Annotated in this window: 19 protein-coding genes; 10 read left to right on the forward strand and 9 right to left on the reverse strand. The window is 47.8% G+C overall.

Features of this window, described 5'->3' with window-relative positions:
- The 7 genes from L976_RS07110 to L976_RS07140 all read left to right on the forward strand — a co-directional run.
- Positions 1-1,111: ATP-binding cassette domain-containing protein (locus L976_RS07110; protein WP_047540235.1), on the forward strand; the 1,111-nt coding region annotated here is incomplete at its 5' end.
- Positions 1,101-1,784, forward strand: coding sequence for an energy-coupling factor transporter transmembrane component T (locus tag L976_RS07115; protein WP_047535525.1), 684 nt, complete (start codon positions 1,101-1,103; stop codon positions 1,782-1,784). The genes L976_RS07110 and L976_RS07115, both read left to right, overlap by 11 nt.
- Complete coding sequence (locus L976_RS07120) at positions 1,781-2,323, forward strand: hypothetical protein (protein WP_037428350.1); 543 nt, start codon at positions 1,781-1,783, stop codon at positions 2,321-2,323. The genes L976_RS07115 and L976_RS07120 overlap by 4 nt, the downstream gene beginning before the upstream one ends.
- Positions 2,324-2,338: 15 nt before the next feature.
- A complete protein-coding gene (locus tag L976_RS07125; RefSeq protein ID WP_037423964.1) occupies positions 2,339-3,076 on the forward strand; it encodes a DNA-binding protein in 738 nt (245 codons plus the stop codon).
- Between the two features lie 7 nt (positions 3,077-3,083).
- Positions 3,084-3,326, forward strand: coding sequence for a hypothetical protein (locus L976_RS07130; RefSeq protein WP_037423962.1), 243 nt, complete (start codon positions 3,084-3,086; stop codon positions 3,324-3,326).
- Between the two features lie 217 nt (positions 3,327-3,543).
- Positions 3,544-4,734 (forward strand): HD-GYP domain-containing protein, encoded by a 1,191-nt coding sequence (locus L976_RS07135; protein WP_037428357.1) that lies wholly within the window; start codon positions 3,544-3,546, stop codon positions 4,732-4,734.
- Positions 4,735-4,838: 104 nt separating this feature from the next.
- A complete protein-coding gene (locus tag L976_RS07140; RefSeq protein WP_047535527.1) occupies positions 4,839-5,474 on the forward strand; it encodes a paraquat-inducible protein A in 636 nt (211 codons plus the stop codon).
- Between the two features lie 42 nt (positions 5,475-5,516).
- Here the strand turns inward: L976_RS07140 and L976_RS07145 are convergent, their stop codons facing one another.
- The 4 genes from L976_RS07145 to L976_RS07160 are packed head-to-tail and all read right to left on the reverse strand — an operon-like array spanning position 5,517 to position 11,101.
- Positions 5,517-5,822, reverse strand: coding sequence for a DUF3240 family protein (locus L976_RS07145; RefSeq protein WP_011627657.1), 306 nt, complete (start codon positions 5,820-5,822; stop codon positions 5,517-5,519).
- The gene (locus L976_RS07150; protein WP_047535530.1) at positions 5,819-8,872 is read right to left on the reverse strand and encodes an efflux RND transporter permease subunit; all 3,054 of its coding nucleotides are present in this window, start codon (positions 8,870-8,872) and stop codon (positions 5,819-5,821) included. The genes L976_RS07145 and L976_RS07150 overlap by 4 nt, the downstream gene beginning before the upstream one ends.
- 1 nt (position 8,873) lies before the next feature.
- On the reverse strand, positions 8,874-9,902 hold the full coding sequence (locus tag L976_RS07155; RefSeq protein WP_047535532.1) for a membrane fusion-like protein: 1,029 nt from the start codon (positions 9,900-9,902) through the stop codon (positions 8,874-8,876).
- A complete protein-coding gene (locus L976_RS07160) occupies positions 9,899-11,101 on the reverse strand; it encodes a hypothetical protein (protein ID WP_047535534.1) in 1,203 nt (400 codons plus the stop codon). Before L976_RS07160 ends, L976_RS07155 begins: the two co-directional genes overlap by 4 nt.
- 144 nt (positions 11,102-11,245) lie before the next feature.
- Between L976_RS07160 and L976_RS07165 the strand changes: the two genes are divergently transcribed.
- Both L976_RS07165 and L976_RS23170 read left to right on the forward strand, forming a co-directional pair.
- A complete protein-coding gene (locus L976_RS07165) occupies positions 11,246-11,791 on the forward strand; it encodes a helix-turn-helix transcriptional regulator (protein WP_037428372.1) in 546 nt (181 codons plus the stop codon).
- Between the two features lie 112 nt (positions 11,792-11,903).
- Positions 11,904-12,050: a hypothetical protein gene (locus L976_RS23170; protein ID WP_086024028.1), complete on the forward strand. Its 147-nt coding sequence runs from the start codon at positions 11,904-11,906 to the stop codon at positions 12,048-12,050.
- A 49-nt stretch (positions 12,051-12,099) separates the two neighbouring features.
- Here L976_RS23170 and L976_RS07170 read toward each other — a convergent pair whose 3' ends face one another.
- Positions 12,100-13,050, reverse strand: a complete 951-nt coding sequence (locus tag L976_RS07170; protein WP_047535535.1) for a YeiH family protein — start codon at positions 13,048-13,050, stop codon at positions 12,100-12,102.
- Positions 13,051-13,294: 244 nt separating this feature from the next.
- Positions 13,295-13,858 carry a malate synthase gene (locus L976_RS07175; protein ID WP_037423939.1) on the reverse strand — a complete coding sequence of 188 codons (564 nt, stop codon included), beginning with the start codon at positions 13,856-13,858 and terminating at the stop codon, positions 13,295-13,297.
- A gap of 183 nt (positions 13,859-14,041) precedes the next feature.
- Here L976_RS07175 and L976_RS07180 point away from each other — a divergent pair, with 183 nt between their 5' ends.
- The gene (locus tag L976_RS07180; RefSeq protein WP_047535537.1) at positions 14,042-15,586 is read left to right on the forward strand and encodes a DUF3612 domain-containing protein; all 1,545 of its coding nucleotides are present in this window, start codon (positions 14,042-14,044) and stop codon (positions 15,584-15,586) included.
- Between the two features lie 169 nt (positions 15,587-15,755).
- On the opposite strand, the gene L976_RS07185 is transcribed toward L976_RS07180, so the two are convergent.
- The 3 genes from L976_RS07185 to proB all read right to left on the reverse strand — a co-directional run bounded on the left by L976_RS07185 (position 15,756) and on the right by proB (position 20,913).
- On the reverse strand, positions 15,756-18,212 hold the full coding sequence (locus tag L976_RS07185; protein ID WP_047535539.1) for a P-loop NTPase fold protein: 2,457 nt from the start codon (positions 18,210-18,212) through the stop codon (positions 15,756-15,758).
- A 335-nt stretch (positions 18,213-18,547) separates the two neighbouring features.
- Complete coding sequence (locus L976_RS07190) at positions 18,548-19,795, reverse strand: glutamate-5-semialdehyde dehydrogenase (protein ID WP_047535541.1); 1,248 nt, start codon at positions 19,793-19,795, stop codon at positions 18,548-18,550.
- Between the two features lie 11 nt (positions 19,796-19,806).
- Positions 19,807-20,913, reverse strand: a complete 1,107-nt coding sequence (gene proB, locus L976_RS07195) for a glutamate 5-kinase (protein ID WP_047535542.1) — start codon at positions 20,911-20,913, stop codon at positions 19,807-19,809.
- Positions 20,914-20,922 lie beyond the last annotated feature (9 nt).

Here is a 20,922-nt window from a genome sequence, read left to right on the forward strand (position 1 = left end):
AACAGTGGGCGCCGAAGTCGCCTTCGCCTTAGAGAATCTCGGCATCCCCGCCGAGAATATGTTACCTAAAGTGCAGTTAGCGCTGCGACGCGTCGGGCTGTTTTTACGGCTCGACACCCCAGTCAGCACCCTTTCCCTCGGTCAAAAATACCGTTTGATGATTGCCGCACAGTTGGTGTGTGAGCCGCATTTACTCTTGCTCGATGAGCCATGGGCGCAGCTCGATGACCATGGCGTGAGTGAGTTGTTAGCGGTATTACGTAATCTAATTACCGAAGGCATGGCATTGGTGTTAGTGGAACATAATGCGGCGGCCTTTGCCGAGATTATCCAGCATTATTGGCAATTAGAGGCAGGCCGTTTATCCGAGGGGATATATACCGTCAGCGATGCCACCGTGCAGGAAGCGCCAGTGAGAGCTTGGGGAAGTACACATCACTTAGGCAAAGTACAGGTGAGCGCCGAGGCGTTTGATTTCTGCTTCGATGGTTGTCAGCCCTTGTTTAGCTGTCCACAAGGGTTTGAATTGCACGCCGGCGAGATAGTGACCTTAGTGGGGGATAATGGTGCGGGTAAAACTAGCCTCTTAAAATCCATCGCGGGCATGCTGCACTTAAAGCAGCGTTTGCCACTCAAGGTGCTAGGCCGTAAACCTAAACTCGGTGTGTACGGCGCCGAGTTAGGGTTATTGCTGCAAAGGCCGAGTCGACAACTGTTTGAAACCAGCGTGCTGGCCGAGATGCAGTTTAGTTTGAATCGTTTCGAACTGCCTAAAGAGCGTGCCGAGCAAATGCTGCTCGATCTCGAATTGAGTGCGCTGGCCGAACAGTCGCCTCATAAGTTGTCCTACGGTCAACAGCATCTTATTGCCTTGGCATCATTAGCCTGCTTGCAACCTAAGGTGTTGCTACTCGATGATCCACTCGCGGGCATGGATAAAGAGTACTATCGCAAAGTATGGTATCTGCTCAGGCGCCTCAGTGCGCAAGGTTGCGCCATTTTAATGAGTAGTCACAGAGTAGTCGTGCATAGTGCCGTGTCTCGGCAACTCAGTTTACACAATGGGTTGTTGACGGAAGACACTCTGATGGAGGAGCGCTATGTGGGTTAGTTGTCGTCGATGGCGACTACGTGCCCGCCGGCGTTGGAGTCGCGAGAAGCAAGAAACTACGCTATGCGCGCTGTCGCTGTTTTTCGTCTGCGTACTTTCCGCCTGCGCTTTTGTATTGCCCGCCGATTTATTGCTGCCGCTGGCGGCCGTGAATGGCTTGCTAGTGCTCCATGGCTTAGCGCGCCGGGGCAGTATTATGGGCGTGGTTAAACTCGGTGTGATTCAACTGACGATTACTTTAAGTCTTTATTTATTGCTCTATGGCGTTGATCACCTCGCCCAAGGCGCCGTGGTGGTGGGACGCATTATTTTAGCGACTATCCCCGGCTGGTGGTTGTGTATCACGGCGGCGCCCGAGCGCATTGGCGAAGTATTAAGTGCATTTTTGCCGAGCAAATGGGCCTTTGTGGTGGCCGCATCTTTGAGTTTACTGCCCTATATGGCGGACGAAGTGCGCGAGATTTACCAGATCCAATGTCTGCGAGGCGCGCATATTACCCCTAAGGCGCTGCGAAATCCTAAAAATTGGCCTGAGCTAGTGTATTGCGTGCTGTTTCCTGTATTAATCCAATTACTTAAATTATCTCGCCAGATGGCGGTTGCGGCCCAGAGTCGTCACTTTGGCAAGCGTACGCGTGTCACCCATTGGCACTCACCGAGAGACAAAAAATGAAGAAAAAACTTCCTCTGAGTTTGCAGGACTCGCTGTTTATTGGTTTTTGCGCCACTTTGCTGGTGGCATTGACGAGTATGTTAAGGCTTAAGCTCGGGATTTCTGGCCATAGCATGTTTTTGATGAGTTTCTTCTATTTGATTTGCTACGGCGTACTTGGGCGTTTTGGCAGCATGATTGCCTGTGGTGGTGTTGCAGGGCTAGTCGCGATGGCGCTCGGTGTTGGTAAGGGCGGCCCAATGATTTTATTGAAGTTTATCTTACCTGCTATTGCGATGGATCTGGTGGCCTTGTTGCTACCTCTCACCTTAAGCCTGCACTGGCGCTGCGTGATTTTAGGCATTGTTGGCTGTATGGCCTGGGCGGTCAAGGTGGCTCTGACCAATGCGCTGGCGGGCATGGCGCTCGATGTTGTACTGATCCAATGGGGTGCTAGCGTGCTTAAGGGCGGATTTTTTGCCACCTTAGGTGCCCTGCTGGTGCCTCCCGTGCTGCATAGGCTTAAGGCCCATGACCTCCTCCACCGTGACAAGTTTTAACTGCTAGGAATACCGATGAAAAATTGGCTTATTTGTATCGATGATACCGACGACATTGGCACTAAAGGCACAGGCGAGATAGCTGAGGAAATTGCACATTTGCTCGCGCAAAACTCGGGTGGCAAGGCTTCCTTTGTGACGCGGCACCAATTATTTGTGCATCCTGATATTCCTTACACCTCCCACAATAGCGCTATGTGTTTTGCGTTGCAGTCGCCGTTATCACAGGCCGAGATCTATCGTCTGGCGGTCGCGCATCTGGTGGCTGAATCTGCACCTAAGGCAGATCCTGGGATTGCAATTTTGGATGTTGATTCCGACTATGATGTGAACGCGCTGATAGACTTTGGGCTCAGAGCCAAGCGTGAAGTCATTACCAAAGCGGCCGCCTATCAGCTTGCTGAGCAGTTACAGATTCATCTGACTGAGCACGGTGGTACTGGTCAAGGTGTGATTGGTGCTTTGGCTGGGCTTGGATTGCGGTTAATGGGCAATGATGGGCGAGTGAAGGGCCAAATCAAACTCGGTCAACTTGAAGAGGTTTCCCTTGAGCTACCTGTGGCCGATATCCTCGAACAAACCGGCTTGGATGCGGTGATGAGTACCGATAAATACCGCTTGGCCGCAGACGAAAAAGTCCAACTCAAAGGCAAAGTAAAAGCTGTCTATCTTGAACATCAATTTGTTTTATTAGTCGCGAAGGACGGTGAGCTGTGGCGTAATGCTGGCAAGCAAGCCTTGCAGGACTATTGAGGTGGGAATGGATCAAAAGTTACTCAAACTGTTTGAATATGAGACTGAACGTTGGATTTTTCGGGTGGGTTTACAGCAATATTCAGAAGCAAGGCGGGCGGCGCGGTTGTGCACTCATTTTGCTCCAGATGATGAAGATGAGCAGATAGATGATGATCTTCATTCCTGCTATAACTGCCAATATCGCCGTTGGATGGTGGCAAGCTTCGAATGTGTAATATTAAAAAGTGCTATATTATTAGACGATTAGCTCGCTCTTGAGTAATGGCATAGGATTCTACTAGGTTTTTGTCTTGTTCTTTGATGCTAATCATCAAAGCATATGGTGCTTTTATCTTCCTCAGCATAGAATGCGCGTTATACTGTCCTATACTTCCAGGAAGTAAACAACGGCATCGTGCGCCCAATAGTGCGGCATGTTACGTAGTCGATAGCAGTAATATTCTCTATGCCTTGGGGTTGCTAGTATGAGTGAGTCGGCAGAATCGGTTGACCTAATCAAATTGCCAGTGTCGAAATTGACGTTGGGAATGTTTGTCACAGCAATTGACAGAAATGATCAGGGCCGGTTGGCAATTGCAAATGCTGGACAAATCAAGCACAAGGACTCGATTCTAAAATTATCAAAGAGTGGCATCAAATATGTTTGGGTCGATACGGAGCGTTCGGCTGAACATTGTGGTTTTAAACGTAAAGCCAGCAACGATAGCCTATCAGAAGTTAAAAAATCCCTACTGACCCGTGAGAAGCAACAAGCGCAGGCGAAGGTCATTTTGACCGAAGCGAAGGATCTCATTCGCAAAGTACTCTCAGAAACATTCGAGGGTAAAGCGATTGAAGTCGCTCCTTTTGAAGCACTTGCTGACAGCATGATTGAGTCAGTGTTGTTGGATGAAGACGCCCTAAAGTGTATGTCAGCACTGCGCACTAAAGATGCTTATCTGTTAGAGCACTCAGTGAATGTCGCCTTCCTGCTCGTTACTTTCGGTAAATACCTTAAACTCGACCGCGCTATGTTAAGAGAAATGGCGGTGGGCGGCATTTTGCATGATATTGGCAAGATTAAGGTCGACAATAAAGTCCTGCATAAACCGGGCAAGCTCACGCCTGAAGAATTCGAGCATATGAAGTTGCATCAAGTATATGCACTTGAAATAATGAACGAAACCAAAGGTTTGTCTCAAATAAGCAAAGATATCTGTCTAATGCACCATGAAAAATTAGATGGGCGGGGCTATCCAAGGGGATTAAAGGGAGATGAGATACCTCGCCACGGTCGGATGAGTTGTATTGTCGATATATTTGATGCCTTAACCGCGACGCGTTGCTACAAAGAGGCCATGAGTCCTGCGGCCGCCTTTAAGATCTTACTGAGCTTGACGCCATTTCACTTAGATCAAGAGCTGGTTTATGAGTTTATTCGTTGTATAGGTGTATATCCTGTAGGCTCTTTAGTCGAATTGTCCGATGGTCGAGTTGGTATTGTTTGGACCTCCAAGGATAGAGATGCATTACATCCAATTGTGAAGTGTTTTTATTCTCTAAAAGCAAAGCGTTACACTGAAGTCGCCATGGTAGACCTTCTTAAATCAGACCTTCACATTGAGCGAGGCGTATCGCCAAGCTCCTTAGATATAGATCCATCACCCTTTTATTGATTGCCCAAGTTGCACTTGATATCTACCAAGATCTTAAGTGCCATTCATTGCCCCCGCTGCGCCAAAAGCCTTACACTGGGTGAAAGTTTGCTTTGGGCTCAGTTATGAACAGTGTTCGTCAATCTCTCCTTCCCATTCTCGTTATTCTGCTGTCTTTGGCGTTGTTAATTCCCGGCGTAACTCAGCCCATTTTGAGCCTTAACGGCAGCATAAATAAGGCCAAATTAGCCGAACAGGGGATTGAGCAGGTTGCCCAAAGTTTCGATGAAGACTCGGGGCGCGACAGTGCCCGCGGCATGTTGAATATGGTTAGTGGCCTGCTAGGGCTAAATAACCTCAAGGGCGAGGTAGAAGTATTGCAGCAAACCCGCAGTATTTGGAGCACAGTCACCGAATTATATAATACTGGCAATGGCTTAGTTGCAGGACTGGTGATGCTGTTTAGTATCATTATCCCTGCGGTAAAACTCAGTCTAATGTTGGTACAACAAACCGTGAGTTCGATTGCGCTGCAGTGGCGTATTCATCATCTAGTGTCTGCGCTGGCGAAATGGTCGATGGCCGATGTGTTTGTGGTGGCTCTGATCATTACCTTTTTGGCGGGTAATGCCTCTGGTGGCATGGGTGAAATGCTAAAGACCAAGGCGGAGTTTGAGAGCGGATTCTACTTCTTTACCGCCTATTGCATCCTCTCCATCGTTAGTGGTTACTTAGTGCGTCGTCCAACCCCGATTCTGTAGTCAATCAAAGGGCATACAGCAGGTTCTGTATGCCCTTTATCGTTAGGAAAGCGTGCCGTTTTGATAGATGGGCATAATCCAATAACGGCAAGGGTTGTGTTTACAGACCTTTGCTAGTGCTTCAAGCAGGGCGCTTTGCTGGCTTGCAGGGTGCATAATCTCAAACTTACAAAACTCCCGATAACCTTCCACCTGTTCCTTGATATTAAAATGGCTGTGCTCTCGGCTAAATCCGCAAATATTGCCCAAGCTAAAGCCGGATAAAAACTCCAACTCAATCAGAGTGTCGACTATATCGTCCTTGATATCGTTTTGGGCGATCAGGACTAGCAGTTGTTCGGTGCTCATCGGCGTTTCTCCAGCCAAAAATACAACATGGGCAGTAAATACAGGGTCGTAATGGTCGATGTGAGCAAGCCACCGATCACCACAATGGCCAAGGGTTTTTGGATTTCAGCACCAGGGCCCGAGGCGAACACTAAGGGGATCAAACCAAACATGGCGGTGGTGGCCGTCATCAGAATGGGTCTGAGTCGCCGCGCGGCACCCTGTTCGACTCGCTCCCTGAGGCTGCCAAATAAGTATTTGGTTTGTTCGTAATAACTGACCATTACTACGCCGTTAAGCACCGCGACACCGAGCAGGGCGATAAAACCTACTGAAGCGGGCACCGAGAGGTACTCCCCCGAGAGATACAAGCTGACGATACCGCCCATCATAGCGAACGGGACGTTAGCGAGGATTAATCCCGATTTTGCTAGCGAGCCAAAGGTGGTGAATAAAATCAAAGTGATCAGTGCGATAGCTATGGGGATCACCAGCAACAAATTGCTGGTGGCGCGCTGCTGGTTTTCAAACTCGCCACCGAAGCTGACGCTATAGCCGCTTGGTAGTTTGATTTCCTTGGCGATTTTGCTGTTAAGCTCTTCCACAAAGCCCACAATATCCCGCCCTTGAACGTTGGTGGTGATTACCGAAAAGCGATTTCCCTGTTCCCGCTCGATCAGGATTGGGCCCTGTTTATAGCTCAAAACGGCCACATCGCTTAGGCGTTTTAGGGAATGATCCGGCATCACCAATAGCTGATTTTGCAGTTCGTTAATGTTGCTGATCTGCGCTTGATTATTGGCGATAAGCACAGGCGTGCGCTTCTTCCCTTGCAGCACCTCGGTGACGACCACGCCTTCGAGTTGGCTCTTGAGGTAACGGGCAAATTCCATAGTGCTCATCCCAAACCCACGGGCCAGCTCGTTATCTAAGGTGAGATTGATAAAGGGGCTGCCTTCAATCATTGCCATCTTAACGTCGACGCTGCCCTGAGTGGCGGTGACCAGTTGCTCTATCTCTCCGGTGAGTTTGCCTAAGGTCTCGATATCATTACCGAATACTTTAATCGCGACATCCCCGATACTGCCTGTGAGCATTTCGGAGACACGCATCTGTATCGGTTGCGTAAAGTTAAAGTTCACGCCGGGATATTTAAGCAGCACAGTGCGGATGGCATCGATAAGCTGCTCTTTAGTGGCAAAACGCCATTCGCTGCGTGGAGCCAGTTCTAAAAACACATCGGTTTCGTTCAGTCCCATGGGATCTAAACCAATCTCATCGGCGCCGGTGCGCGCCACCATCTGTTTGATTTCGGGGATTTGGCCTAGCAGGGTTTGCTGGATCTGTTTATCGATAGCGATGGAGGCGTCGAGGGAAATCGAAGGGGATTTCTCTAACTGGAGAATAATGTCGCCCTCATCTAAGGTCGGCATAAAGGTTTTCCCCACCAGACTAAACAGGCCGAGACTGACAATCAGCAAGCTAAAGGCGATGAGCATAAAAGGCTTTTGCCAACCAAAGCAGGCCTTTAGGCTGCCAAGGTAAAGATGCTTGAGCTTTTCGATGGCCTTAGGTTCTTTCGCGGCCTTTTCGTTAACGAGATACGAGGCAATCACGGGGATCACGGTCAGCGATAACACCAGCGCCGACAGCATGGCAAACACTATGGTGATGGCGACTGGGGTAAAGAGTTTGCCTTCTAAACCACTGAGGGTGAGCAGTGGCGAGAACACTATGATGACGATAACCGTGCCCGATACTACGGGAATGGCTACGTCTTTGGTGGCGCGAAAGATCAAGTGTAAACGCGGCAAACGCTGTTTAGTGGCGATTAAATTCACCATGTTTTCAACCACGACCACGGAGGAGTCCACCAACATGCCGATAGCGATAACGAGGCCTCCAAGACTCATCAAGTTAGCGGAGAGATTGAAGTAATCCATCATCAAAAAGGTGAACAGTGCGGCTAGCGGTAGCGACAGGGACACCACTAACGCGGCGCGCACATTACCTAAAAACAGCGCCAGCAATACGATGACCAGCACTACGGCCTCGAATAGCGCATTGGAGATAGTCTCAATAGCGGTATTGATCAGGTTAGCGCGGTCGTAAAAGGTGTTTATCTGGCTGCCTTCAGGGAGAGTTAGGCTGATTTGTGCCAGCTTTTCCTTAATGTTGTTAACCACTTGTGCCGTATTGGCGTCCTTGAGGGCAATGATTAAGGCTTCGGCGGTTTCGTTACCATCCTTTGTCACGGCGCCGTAGCGCGCAAGGTGGCCAATCTGGATATCGGCGAGATCCTGCAAGCGATAGACCTTGGCATTATCGGCTTTGATCACTAGCTGTTTAAGCTCGTCGATATCATCGATGCGTCCCTCGGAGCGCACTATGATGGTGTCTGTACCTATGGTGAGCTTACCAGCACCTTCGTTGTGATTATTCTCCACAATCGCCTGTTGCAGCGCGGCAAAGCTCACGCCCGCAGCCGCCATCGCCGCAGGATTGGGGCTGATACTAAAACTCTTTGCATAACCGCCGAGGATATTCACATCGGCAACACCCGGCACTGTGCGCAGCAGCGGCCGAATTTCCCACTCGAGTAATTGACGTCGCTCCAGCAGGGAAAGATTGGGGTTTTCGAGTGAAAACATAAAGATTTCACTGAGCGGCGTGCTCATGGGCGCCACACCGCCACTCACGCCTTCGGGAAAACTGTCCCAGACCGCCGAGAGGCGCTCGCTCACCTGTTGGCGCGCCCAATAGATATCCGTGCCTTCTTCAAAATCGAGGGTGATATCGCTAATGGCATACTTAGTGGTCGAGCGTAGAATCGATTGCTGCGGAATGCCGAGCAGCTCGGTTTCAATCGGGACGGTAATCTGGGCCTCGATTTCCTCCGGCGTCATGCCGGGAGCCTTGAGGATGATCTTCACTTGGGTTGGGGAAATATCCGGAAAGGCATCCAAGGGAATGGCAAACCAAGCTCGTGCGCCAGCCAACATGAGGATCAGCGCCACAATCAGCACAAAAAGTCGCTGAGTGAGCGAAAAACGGATCACAGAGGTGAGCATCTTATTCGCCTCCTAAACCGAGCATGATGCCTTTCACCGCGGCAACCGACTGGGATAGGACTTGCAGCTGACTCAAGTCTTGATCGCTGGCGACAATATATTGCTCCGGCGTTGAGCCTAAAATATCGACCGTTAGCGCATTGAGCTGGCTATCGGACCGAGTGAACACTTGGCTGTCTTGCTCCCAACTAAACACACTGTTTTTGGGGAGTAAATACACGGCCTTTTGATACTCGGGAACCACTGTCATTTGCTGGCCTAACAACAGGTTACATTCCTGCGGCACCGCCGATGACCAAGCCGTAACAAAGGCGCCTTCGGCAATCGCCGACAGTGACTCAATCGCGATATGGCATTGATTAATGTTGATGGCCGACAAGGAATGTGACTGCCCCGTCGGCACATTGACTTTGACGCGGATGCTGTTATTGGGCACCAGTGAAAATAGCTGATCCCCCGCCATATAAGGGCCGCTGATGGCATTGAGTTTAACGATACCGTCAACGGGCGCGGCGACCACTAAGGAGTCAGTTGCCGCATCCGTGCTGTGGACGCGCTCCATAAAGTGCTGCATATGCTCGTATTCGAGGTGAGTCGTGAAATAGTCCTGACTGATCTCACGCCATTTTTCGGCGCTTATGCTGCCATTGGCGAGCAAAGGTTTGTTGCGCTCATAACGACTCTTGGCGAGTTGATACAGGGTAGCCGCGGCCTCGACTTGGGCGAGGTAGTGGAACACTTCTGGCCCTGTGAGTTTAACTATCGCTTGGCCTTTACTGACGCGCTGGCCTTGGCCGACGAGAAAGTGCACCTGCTGGATATTCTCGGGCGTGCTGATCCAGTAATCATTGCCGGGGAGGATTTCAATCTGCGCCGGCAGTGGGCTGCCCTCATAACTGGCGACTCTTTGGGGTTGGGTGTAACTGAGGTCGAGATTACCTAAGGCGCTGATGGCTAAGCTTTCGGCCTGTGCCAAACCTACAACACTCGTGGATAAACAGAGAAGGCATGCGCCGTACTTGGCCATCATAATGAAATTCCTAAGGCTTGGAGTTGTTGGGAATGCAGTTGTTGTAAACTGACGCGGTTGAGCGCCAAGCGGGATTCGGTGTCGAGCGCCTCCATATAGCGGCGTAGCCAGACTTCATAACTCACCTGATCTTGATCTTTTACCTTGGCGAGTTCCTCGGTAATGGTGCGACTGAGGGCGAGCGCTTGGGTGAGTAGGCGCTGTTGCTCGACGAGGTTAGTTTGCTGGCGGACTAATTGATCCCATTGGTTTTTAAGCTCGAGGGCGCTGCGGTCAAGATTGAGACTTTGCTCGGTATTCGCTTGTTGCCATTGGGACAAATCGCTCTGGGACAGCGCCGAGCCCAAGGTTAAGGGCACTGACACGGCTATGCCTAACTGCTGATCATCCACGCCTGTATCCGCAGTATTTTTTGCAGTGAGTGAGACGGTCCAAGGATCGCGCTCACCCGCTTGCTGAGTTTGGATCAGCAGCTGGTGTTGCTGTTGTTGCAGCTTTAGCAATTGCCATAGGGGATGTTGGGCTAAGGTCTCGGCGCCCTTGCCAAGCGGGCGGTCAGTTTCTTCTATCGCGCTCGGCATTCGGTCTTGACCCGTCAGCTGTTGATACAGGGCTAAAGATTGGGCTTGTTGCTGCAGAATGTCGGCGCGGCTTAAGGCGATATCGACACTTTCCCGCTCCAGTAGCAGAGTGTTGGCCAGTGGCAGTTCCCCCGCATCGGTCAGTTGTTTTTGCTGGCGATGGAGTTTATCGAGCAACTGCTGTTTGCGCTCAAGCTGCGACAGTTTGACTTCGCTCTGGCGGTATTCCCACAAGCTCTGCCTCAATAATCCCGAGAGATACAAGCCTTGCAGCGCTGTTTGTTGTTGATGAATTTGCTCGGCTAGTTGTTTTATTTGCTTATCGCTGCTGTGTAGCGCGGGCGATTTAAATGGCAAATTGACTGAGAGTTCCTGCTCGTAGCTGTTACTATTATCCAAACTCCCGAGGTGACTTAAGCTAATGCTCGGCAGGCCAGTGAGCCAGGTCGAGCTGGATAAATTTGCCGATTGGGTATTCGACGAAGTGAGATGAGTCAACCTAGCTTGGCTGCTCGAAAGGGCTTGGGAAAGTTCGGCTTCCGCCGCAAGACACAGGAAACTACTGCCGACTAAGCTGGTCAACAGACATAACTTGATACAAGACGAACTGACAGACATGAGATGATTCTGTGGTATTAAACAATGCTGTCAGTGTAGGGATTGACGGGTGAAAGTCGTCGGGGACCTGTATCATAAATCCGCCTATGGTACATATGTCCCATAAAGTAATTGATTGATTTTACTTTTATTTAGGAGTTTTAGATGAAGGATATTGTCATTATTGGTCTGCTGGCACTCATCATGTGCTTTAAGCTTTTTGACATTAGTTCCGACATTCAATTAGGCATTCCGCAATGGCACTTAGTGCAGGAAGCCATACTCTTAGTGCTCACCGCCGTCGGTGCCATCTATCTAAGTTACGATTTAATGCGCCGCTCGCGCGAGGTTAAAGCCTTAGCAAAACGCCTCGAGTACGCCGATAAGAAAATCGACAATATGTCGACCCAAATGCGCTCCGCCAGACAGGAATACAGCCAAGCCGTATCAAACCAGTTTGATACTTGGGGTTTTACCAAGAGCGAGCAGCAAGTCGCGTTTTTATTGCTTAAGGGGCTGAGTTTTAAAGAAATTGCCGAAGTGAGGCAGACAAAAGAGAAAACCGTTCGCCAACAGGCGTCGACCATTTATGGCAAGGCCGACGTAGATGGTCGCCACACCTTTTGTGCTTGGTTTATGGAGGATTTTATTCAAGAACATAACCAAGAACTGGCGGCAAACGAGTCCGATAGCGCCCATAAAGCCGCTTAAGCTAAACTCTCAGGCTTAGTTTTTATAGCTATTTGTTATTGAAAATCGATATTGGCTGGCTTTTTAGTTCTAAACAATAATGAGCATCCCCTAAGTTTGCAGGAAGATGCAATTGAAAAACTGGCTGATTATCGTGTTTTCCCTGATTGCCTTGGTTGCATCCACGCAAACCACAGGGTTACTCCGCTCGCTGATTGAGTTTTCCGCCTTTTTAGGCGTACTGGGGTTGGCTTGGCGGATTAAACCCAACGCTGAATAGAGCTTCCCGCGTTAGCGCGTCAATCAGAGTCGTTAGACTCAAATCCAATCTATTGAAAATACAGAATATAACCTAAAGACGTTACCCCAATTGCCGTCCACAGGATCACGCCCAGCAGCAAAGGCTTAGGGCCGCTTGCCCGCATTTTTTGCACCGTAATCCCCGCACCAATCAAGAACAGACACAGAACCAAGGTACGTTTCGACACCATAAACAGCCTGTCGTAGAGCGGCTGAAACTGCGGTAACCAATGGGCGATTGCGATGGCTAAACAGTAAAATCCGATAAAATACGGTAGGTTAAGCTTACGTTTATCGCCGCCAAAGATCAGCGCACTGACAAGGGCGATAGGGATAATCCACAGTGCGCGCGCCAGTTTAATGGTTGTGGCGGTTTTAAGTGCTTCATCACCGTAGGCAGAGGCCGCGCCGACGACTGAAGAAGTGTCGTGAATCGCGATGGCACTCCACACGCCAAAATCGTATTGGCTCATATTGAGTAAATGCCCGAGGGCGGGGAATAAAAACAAAGCCACCGAGTTGAGTACAAATACACAGGCTAATGCGGTGGCGGTTTGGTCTGGTTTGGCATTAATGGCGGGCGATACGGCGGCAATAGCGCTACCGCCACAAATAGCGGTGCCTGAGGCGATTAAGTGGCCTGTGATCGGGTCAAACTTTAAAGCGCGAGTCACCATAAAGCCCAAGATCAGCGTAAAAATAATCGAGCCAACAATCAGCCCGAGATTGTGGCTGCTGGCCTCAATCGCGGCGTTGAAGTTAATGCCAAAGCCTAAGCCGATAATCGAATAGGACAGTAATTTTTTGGTGAGGGCGGCGATATTCCAGTCGTTTGGCACCCAACCTAGGCTGGCCAAGGTAAAACCAAGCACAAGTGCCATAGGGGATGAGATAACAGGCGCGAGACACAGTAGCGCAACGCAGATAAACACAAGGCGATGGGGTTGCTTAAGTTGCGAGACTATCGATGAAAAATTCATAACGCCTTAGGTTTGCGACTGAGTGTTTGGTTCTAACTACTGGAGCGCGGTTTTATATGGCAACGAGGTTAGAACTGAGACGCTGATAAAAGCGGGTATTATAGCGATGGAATTAATCTTCAATAAAATCAATTTAATTTATTTTGAGAGTCAGTTTTACTGATTGTTGGGCCGATGGAATGATCATAAAGGAAAGCTGAGGAGATTCACCTATGGTTTCATCTCCTCCAACTGTAGGATTAAATTAAAGATTAACGATGCTTTGCAGGCTGTAATCACCACCGTCTTTAGCGGTAAACAATTTGTCTTGAATATCGTTGGCGCTTGGCATTCCCGCATGTAACAGGCTTAACCAGTGGCGCGATGTGGCGTTGCGAGTGTCCTTTGGCTCAGTCGCTTGTGCCATTGGGGTTTCGATTTGCACATCTTCCAGATTCGCTAAATCCCGCGCGCCTATCATGCCAGTGCGGTCGAAACATAACTCTACATGGCAGCCTTGGTCCTGTAACACTATGGCGCTTGGCGCATCTTTAGTGCCGTTGAAGGCAACAAACTGCTTGGTTTGGCGTAATCCGCTGTGGCTGCCGTCGGCAAAAAATGCCAGCAGGTGTTGGTAGTAAACCACATAGCTGATCACATCTTGGTGCGAACCCGCATCCAGCGGGAAATGACGGTCGAGGAACTGCTTCGCCTGGGCAAGTTTTTCATGTTCGGCCACGTTCACTTGGGCGACGGCAAGCACTTCTTCGGCGATGAAGCTGTTAAGATTCGATTGGATCTGGTTGCTCTTGATAATTGACATATTCATCGCTAGTTCCTCTACACTTTCCAATTTAAAAATTAGGGCCTTGATTTCACTTTAGCTTGTCCAACAGCGTTAATCGTTAAGCAGTGCTAGGTGGATAACTCTTCCTCGATTGCTTAATTTGTAGTCTAGTCTTTTTTTGACTACAATTTCACAATAAAAATTTTACAATGTGAATTTTACAAAATGCGCAATGACCAGAGCTTGATGAGAAAATCACACTTCCTTGGGACAAAAATACGTAACCTACGGAAACGTAACAATTTAACCATGGAAGATTTATCGGCGCGTTGCATCCGCGTCGATGCGGGTAGTGCACCCTCTGTGTCATATTTGTCGATGATCGAACGCGGCAAACGCGTGCCCAGTGCCGAAATGTTGGCCGTGATCGCCACTGTATTTCAAAAGGACGTTGACTGGTTTTTAGACGACGTGCCCGAGGAGAGTGCCATTACGCCGGACAAGGGGCGCCGTGGTGGGATCAGCGGCATGGCGCTCGAACCCAGCTTTTTGTTTTCAAATGATATTTTGCAAATAGCCATCCCCGAAATGCTATCCCAGACGGGGATTTCGGGTCGACAATTCGCCCACTTATTAATCCGCGCCCATCAGGAGCACCATCAAAACCATTTCCCCGATCTTGAACGTGCCGCCGAAGAGGTTGGGTTAAAACGTATGCCCTTATCCCTCGAGGAGATGCTGGATATTGCCAAGGGCGTAGGCTTAAAAATTAAATGGATAGATAGTACGCCCCAGGAAGTGATCGACGAGCGTGGCGTAAGCTCCCATCAGTTAGTGACCTCTTTCTTCGAGCCGCCCAGCACCATTTACATCAATAAAGTCCTTAAAAATCGCCCCAGTCGGCTGAAGTACGATCTCGCCGCCCATATCGGTCATTGCGTATTGCACAACAAAGATGGGCTTAAGAGTGTGATGATCTCCGGCCGAAAACTGGAGATGGATGAAGAAGTGACCATGCAGTCTAATACCCTGAACGCGCAGGATATTTTGCATGCGTGGCGCGACTTTGAGTCCAGCTTCTTTGCCGGAGCCTTGTTATGCCCTAAGGTGCCGTATCGACAATTACTCGACCGCCACGGTTACGAAATTGAGGTGCATAAACAGCTGCAAGTGTCGGCCTCGGTCGCCATGCGGCGCATGACTGTGGTATCGCCTTATCCCCATTGGCATTATTTTGATGCCTATGCGCCGGGCAAACTCAAAGCCGTTTACCGTGGTAATGGCATTCCCCTGCCTTGGGGCAATATGCGGCTGGTGGAAGACCCTTGCCAGCACTGGGCGGTGTTTAGAATGATCAGCGAGCCTTCAGTTGGAACATCGGCGCAAATTTCGATTTTAAATGTGGGCAATGAACCACGGATTTACTGCTGCGAGTCGATTAAGGTCGAAGACTCGGCGGGCAACCCCCATGTGCTCTGTGCCGGTATCGATTTGAATCCGGCCATTGAAGCCCAAGGCAAAGATGCACTCTCTATCGCCCATGATTTAAAAGCCGCCTGTGTTTCTGGCGGCGGCTCAGTCGCGATTCCCAAGCATATTAAAAGCGATCTCGTCAGCGTGGCTAAGATATTGAATATAAACTGGATTGAACGCGGTATTAAAAATGATGCCCGGCTTATCTGCTCCCGCGGCGCCGTCTGCCCACGGCAACCCAGCTGTTATCAAGCGGGGAAATATCAGTGTGATGGGGCTGAGCAAATCACTATTTGATTTACGTTGAGTTTTGCGGCCTTACGGCCGAGGTGAATCAAGGTCGTGGGTTTTCAACCCACACCCGACCAAGAGGGGATCAACAGCAATTCCCTCTTGGATCTCCCTTGCCGCCCCCAACGGAGTTGAAAGTTCCTTGTGCTCATAGCCAAATTTACTATCGCTGCCTTTAGTTATTATTTTTGCCGTAGTTTCGTTTCGCAGAATATAGAGCGGCTTTCATATTTCTCTCTAGTTTAGAACAGGAGTCTGAGAACGGATTAGTTTTCCACTCTTTAGGAAGGTTTCTCTTGTGAGATTCAGATAATAATTGATTATATAAAGATGAAATATAAGAATAGAAAACATTAATTTTCTCTATTCTTAACTCTAGTCTTTTTACAACATCGTTTGAGCTATTCTGTATTTTGTTTCCTAGTTCTGACATTTTAGACCAAATATCTTCACTAGATATAAATGTGTCCATCATGATGTTCTCGATATACATCATATTAGAAATTAAATCTCTTATTATATATCCTCCGAGTCGACTTGGATAAAAATTAGATGTGAAGTCTGCCTTGTCATGGCTTGCTGTATGTACGAACCGTAATCGGCATAAATCATCTAGTGCTCGAAGGGTATACTCATCTGAGATCCCAATCATACGCATGATGGTTTTTATCTCTGTACCTGATAGATACTGGAATGTCGATTCTGAACTATATTGGACCAATGCTGATAAAATAAACATTCTTACCATTTGGAGATTTGTTCTACCTAGCCTCGAGTCAAATGGGTTACCAATTAAAGATGTTTCTTCCGAATATACAGGGTAGCTACCAAGTAAAATAGCCCTTAATGCTTCATGTCTCGGTAAGGTATAAGATCCACTAGACAAATAAGTTTGCATTGCTTTACCTGGATTACTATATCCATGCTCTAAGAAGTGGCGGGTCATTCTAAGTGCATTCCTAATATCACCAGCAGCTAAAACCTCTAATAGTTTACCTACTTCAGTACCAAGAACTGAACTTTGTACTAATTCAATAATGCTAGATAAATTTTCTACTGTAACTTTGGCTCCATTTTCAGAAATAAACTCTCCCCGTTTCCCACTAATTAAGTTTTTAGCAAGGAAAAAACGCTTTGAAAGAACTGATTCAACTTGTGGGGGTTCAATTAAGATTGGATCAAAATCAAAAGCATTAAATGACGGTGAATTTCTATGCTCTACGTATGTTGAATTTCGGATGGATATAATCAAATTTAGTCTGAGTTTTTGTGCAAGAGCAACGGACTCAGTGAATATTTTAGATTGAATATTTTCGGCTAACTGGTCAAGGTTGTCGATTACCAAATAGATTGGGGTTTTTTGAGATAAAAATGATAGTAATTTATTTATATATGGTTTTTTTTGATTGTATTCTTCGGTTAGTTTGTTCGCAATTGCTTCATTAATTTTTTCCTCATTGTTCATTATTAAAAATGACGGGCCACTTTTAATCGCTGCAATTTCGTTTTCATAAGCAAGTTTTACGCATTTTTCATAATTGTTAATGTCTTCATCATTAATTATGTGCTCCATTAGCATTTCGTATATAAATGTTATGGGGTCTACATCATTTGTATATCCTAAAAAATCGACTCTTAGCCATTGTGGGTGAAAACCATTCACTTTCATTTCGAACAAATCTGATGATGATACATTACGGGTATAGTGTTGAAATGTTGTTTTTCCAGAACCAACAGTTCCCATTATGACTATAGCTAGAGGCTTTGCTCTATTATGAGCTTTTTGTAATATTTCCTTAAATGCATTATTTTGGCTTTTATTTAAAGGTCGTAGTGGTGATTTAATAAATTGACTTTGGCTTTTTGATATGTGCATGTTAATTTTTCTGTCGAACTTTGTTCTTTCGGCAGTATTCACATAGCATTTTTCAAATAATGTTGGTTCCATTTCAGTTATGGTATCAGAAAATGCAGTAGTTATAGCTTCGTCAATCAGAGGATACATTGGATTATTATTTACATAATAAGAGTTAGTGCGAAAGAAATTTTTTAGCCTTCTCTCTTCAACTTGGTCTTCTTTATAACCAAGTAGACTGTTTTCTAAACTAGAGTTTATTATTGCGGTTCTAGATAATAAATTATAAAATTCTTGGAAATCGTCTTTTAGAATAGACTCGAGACTGTTAAATACAATAGCGTTAGATTCATGAAACCCAACTTGATCTATTCTGTTTGCAGGAAATATAACCCATTGCTCTCCATTAGTAACTACTGCAAATGGTATGCTTAGTTTTCTGCAATAATCTCTTGCTTGGATTATTGCATCCCCAATGGGACCTTCTAAATTAGTTTTACTTAATTTTATTCTGCGATTTTTGTTAGTCGTCTCAAATGCAATACCTACTTTTTTGGCTTCAATCACAACCGCAGCATTTACTGTCCGTACTACATAATCGGCAAATGTTGTGTTGCCATCTTCGCTAACGCGTTCCTCAACAGTGATATCTTCATGAGTCCACTCTAAAATTTCAAAAAGTATTTTATCTATAATCTTAAGCCTAGTTTCTGCTTCATTGGCGTTATATAGAGATAATTTTTTAGAAATACTCAAAATATCACTTATGATTGACATAAATTTAATTCCATTAAAAATTTTTAGTTATAGAATTTTTCCTTGTTCAAGGATGAATATAATACTTTTAGTGATACTTGGGTAGATTATTAATGGGGAACATGTACCCAAATTTGAGCAAAAGTGATATTTAGTTATATCCGCTTTAGAGCTAACAAGATTAAGCACTGGCATGTAAGTGACCGTTGGCGGCATGGCCGCTCTTTCACATCCATGTGATCGCGGCATTTGCACTTCCATGTGCATCAGATGCCGCCGTCGAGCCTATAGGGATATATTCGCGGCGAGTCACTGGAATGCCAGTGCTTAATCATTAGCTGGACTGCTAATAATCGCTAAGCCCTAATCTGTCCTGTGCCTGAAACCAGATATTTTTCAGTGGTTAAAGCTTCGAGTCCCATGGGGCCGTAGGCATGTAGCTTAGTGGTGGCGATGCCGATTTCGGCGCCGAGGCCGAGTTCGCTACCATCGGAAAAACGCGATGACGCATTCACCATTACCACAGCGGCATCCACTGCGCGTTGAAAGCGGGCGGCGGTGAGTTCATTGTCGGTGCAAATCACCTCGGTATGATGGCTGCCAAACTTAGCGATATGTTGGGTGGCGACCCCAAAACTGTCGACTTGGCGAATGGCGATTTCTAAGTCCAAGTATTCTTGGCCAAAATCTTCTTCTGCCATATAAGTGCAAGCGTCGAAATACGCGGCGGCCGGAGGGCATGCATTGATTTTTACTTGATGCTCGGCCAGTGCTTTGGCGACGCGGGGCAAGAATCGCGGCGCGATATCCTTATGCACTAACAAGCCCTCGAGGGCGTTGCACACTCCTGTGCGTTGGGTTTTGCCATTGAGCAGCAAATCCAAGGCGATATCTTGATTAGCGTCTTTATCCACATATAAATGGCACACGCCTTTAAAGTGCTGAATAACCGGAATGCTACTGTTTTCAGTGACGTAATTAATCAATCCTTCGCCACCGCGAGGGATGATCACATCGATAAATTCCCGCTGCTGCATCAGTTCGAGCATTAGGGCGCGGTCAGAATCAGGGATCACGCTGATAAGTGCTTTAGGCAAGCCATAGGCGGTCAGTACCGCCTGTAAAATGCTGGCGATCACTTGGCTGGTGTGTAGCGCTTCCTTACCGCCACGCAGGATCACCGCATTGCCGGATTTAAAGCACAATGCGCCGGCATCGGCAGTGACATTAGGTCGCGCCTCATAAATCATGCACACCACGCCGAGTGGCACGCGCATCTTACTGATAGATAAACCATTGGGGCGTTTACCAATAAAACGCTCGCGCCCAACGGGATCGGGCAGGGCGGCGATGGTTTCGATTCCTTGCGCCATTGCCTCAATACGATGCTGGTTCAGCGTGAGGCGATCGACCATGGCGGGGCTTAAGTTGTCCTGAGTCGCTCGGTGCACGTCAATCAGGTTGGCGCTTTGGATTTCATAGGTTTTTTCCCTTAATGAGCGCGCCATATCCAGTAATACGGTATTTTTTAACGACTCATCGAGTTGGGCGAGTGTGCGGGCCGCATGGGCGGCATCGGCGGATATTTGTTTAATTAGGCTCATAGTTTCTCCACTCAAATGGATTTAAGAATGGCGATATTCTTATCGGAAATGATGGGGCCGGTTTTTTGCTGGAATTCACTGGCAAACGCCTGATCATCCTGCTCGGTAATAAAACTCAGTAGGCAACTGCTGTAGTTAGATTTGGCTTTCGCTAACTTAGTGCCATCGCCTTTACGCACCAGAATGGTGTCGCCCACTGAGAAATCCCCTTTGACTTCAACCACATCATCGCTGGTTAATTGCTCGCTGTGCTGATCGAGTGCGAGGTCAAAATCATCCTCGACGATCACTTCGCCCTGCGCTTGCGAGGTGTGGGTCATCCAATGCAAATGCTCCTGCATCGGTTTTTCGTAGGGGGTAAAGAGGGTGCCCGGATTTTGCCCCTTTAGCAGCTGGCTAAAGGAATCGGCATTAAAGCCATTAATAATAAAGGTCTCAATGCCGTGGGAGATGGCTTTCTCGGCGGCTTGGATCTTAGTGCGCATGCCTCCGGTGCCAACATCACTGCTGGCGCCCCCCGCCATCGCATAGATATCTGCATTGATTTCAGTGACTTGCTTTATCAACTTAGCATTGGGATGTTCGTGGGGATTTTGATCATAGAGTCCATCCACATCCGAGCAAATTACTAAAGTGTCGGCATCGGCCGCAGCCGCCACCATGGCCGAGAGATTATCATTGTCGCCAACCTTAAGTTTGTCGGCGGTCACGGCATCATTCTCATTGATGATCGGCATTAAACCGTGGTCGAGCAGGCTAAAAATCGTGTCTCGAATACTGATATAACGCTCGCGATTACGTAAATCGCCATGGGTCAGCAGCAGTTGGGCGGTGGGAAAATCAAATAGCTTATTCCAGGTCGCCATCATATCCGCTTGACCCGCGGCCGCCATCGCCTTTTTCACTGTGACACTGGGCTGAGCTTGGCCCTCAAAATGATGCCAACCAGCGGCAACCGAGCCGGATGAAACCAGTACCACTTGGATACCTTGGACGCGGCAGTAAGTAATAAACTGGGCGATACCCAAGAGATAATGGCTACTGCAACCTTGCTTGTGGGGCGCGATTAAGGCGCTCCCCACTTTGACGACGATACGTTTACGGGGAGAGTTTGTCATAACGCCTCC

The organism is Shewanella sp. ZOR0012 (genome assembly GCF_000798835.1).
In the GTDB taxonomy this organism is placed as follows: domain Bacteria; phylum Pseudomonadota; class Gammaproteobacteria; order Enterobacterales; family Shewanellaceae; genus Shewanella; species Shewanella xiamenensis.